Origin of the sequence: Acinetobacter sp. UBA6526, from assembly GCF_002434875.1 — a bacterium.
GTDB lineage: Bacteria > Pseudomonadota > Gammaproteobacteria > Pseudomonadales > Moraxellaceae > Acinetobacter > Acinetobacter venetianus.
Window position 1 is genome coordinate 1 of sequence record NZ_DJLC01000197.1, and the last position, 1,965, is coordinate 1,965.

Below are 1,965 nucleotides of genomic sequence, written 5' to 3' on the forward strand. Positions count from 1 at the left end.
TTGGTCTTTTCTTACGATAGGGGGATTTAAAAGCTGAAGGTTCTATTCCAAGGAGTTGGTCAATCATGTTGTTTTTATGCTCTAGGCTACGAACCTTGGCCTCATAATGATTTATTAACGAACAATTAAAATAATTATTTGCTTTTTCAACGGCATAGTCGATTAAAATCTCGAAGCGGACATCTTGACCACCAGATAGGCGTTTTAATTCATTCAACTGTCTTTGATTCTTGTTGCTAATATTAGAGAGTCTGTGAAATTTTTGTATGGTTTGAAACGTGGTATCGGTAAATCCGAGCAGTTTCCACAAGGGTTCTGAATCATTGCTATAAGCTGTGTAAAGTGTTTCAAAATATTCAGTAAAGCTTTCTATTTTTAATCTATGATTTTCATAAGAAAGATCAGAGCGTTGAGTTTGTTCAATATGTGTTTTAATTTCATTAGGAACAAGTTCAATATTTTTTGTATCTTGATGGAATGCATAAATATGAAAAGTTTGTTTTCGGAGTTCTGAAATTTGATGCATACCTACTTGATTTTGAACTGCAAAGCGAAACTTTTTGATAGCAGTTAATACTTCATCATAGTGCTTGGGTAGCATTTCAGAATCCAATTTTCTTACTGTATCTCGTTCAACACCTGGATTAGTTTCAGGATCCAAGTAAGGGTATAAACGGATTTGCTTTTCTATTTCTGACTCTTTAAATAAATCGATTGAATGTAAGTAGTAAATCATACTTTTAAATCTTTCTTCACTCTTAACTAAGAGAAGTGTGGGATGCAAAGTACGTAGAGGGGAGTGTAGGTATGATTTTAAATTGGAAAAAACAAATCGCTCTAAGTGATCGATCAAAAAAATTTCATAATCTAGATCCGCACTTTTATTAGTCATACTTCTATCCCTTTTTAATGCATTTTTTTTGTTATACTAACAGAAAGTAAATCTGACTTAAATGTAGCCGAAAGTTTACGGTAGTTTTTTTTCACTTGTTATATGAAAATTTTTTGATAAAAATTAGTTGAAAAAAATCTAAAAAATTATAGTCGAAATCCTAGGATTTTTACCCTGATAAGTTATATTGTTTTTTTTCTTAAGTTTATGAATTTATAGTGGATATTTTTCAAATAATTTTGAATAAGTCAAACAAGATAATTTTTGAATAAAATTAGGTGAAAAAGAAAGTTTATTTTCTTGTCTGTAAAATAAGGAATTTATCGAGTTGATTTAGGGGGTAACTAGATAGTGAGTGATTCAAAAAAAGATGAGCAATCTAAAAGAATATAACTGAGAAAATAAAAAAATTGTATTGATGCACTTTTCTAATCTTTATAAAATTTTTTCATTCGGAGAGAAGCGTTGCTTTTAAAATAATCATGTTGATTTTCTTTGAACTTCAAATGATCAACGCAATAATCTTTTTTAATGAGTATCAATATTTCTAATGAATACAAAAAATTCTAAAAAAACACCTTAGCATCAATTTTAATTGCATAATTTTTAATAGACTAAAATAGCATATTAATCTAGTTCCCTTGACGGCAGACAGAGTGGGGGCTATCCTTTCGATGCTGGCCTACATTGCTAGCGGGTTTTGACAGACTCGAAATAACAAAGACAGTAGATAAAAGTACTCTTTTATGTGCTGTGAACCCGTTCGTCCCCCTTTCTCTTTATGGTAGGACGTTAGGGGGACGCGCTTGCGCGTGCTGGTTTCTTTGTTTACCAGTCTGTCAACCCTCTTTCGTTCTACCACCATAATCAATTGACAGTGATTTGGTAGAACTTCTTTAATAAACAAAGGAGTCGCCTCATGCGTCTACAATTTTTAAAATTTCCTGATTTGAATCTACCCCAGTGCTGTGTATGGCTTTGTCATCGCTAAACCAATAGCAGCATACATAAAACAATAATTTTATCTGGGGTAAACAAATGAAGGATCTCCATCCTCTGTTTGTCTGTGTGCT

General features: G+C 32.0%; 1 pseudogene. It reads right to left on the reverse strand.

Features of this window, described 5'->3' with window-relative positions:
• Positions 1–892, reverse strand: a pseudogene (locus tag B4237_RS13450) (hypothetical protein); the annotation flags it as partial.
• Positions 893–1,965: the final 1,073 nt, after the last annotated feature.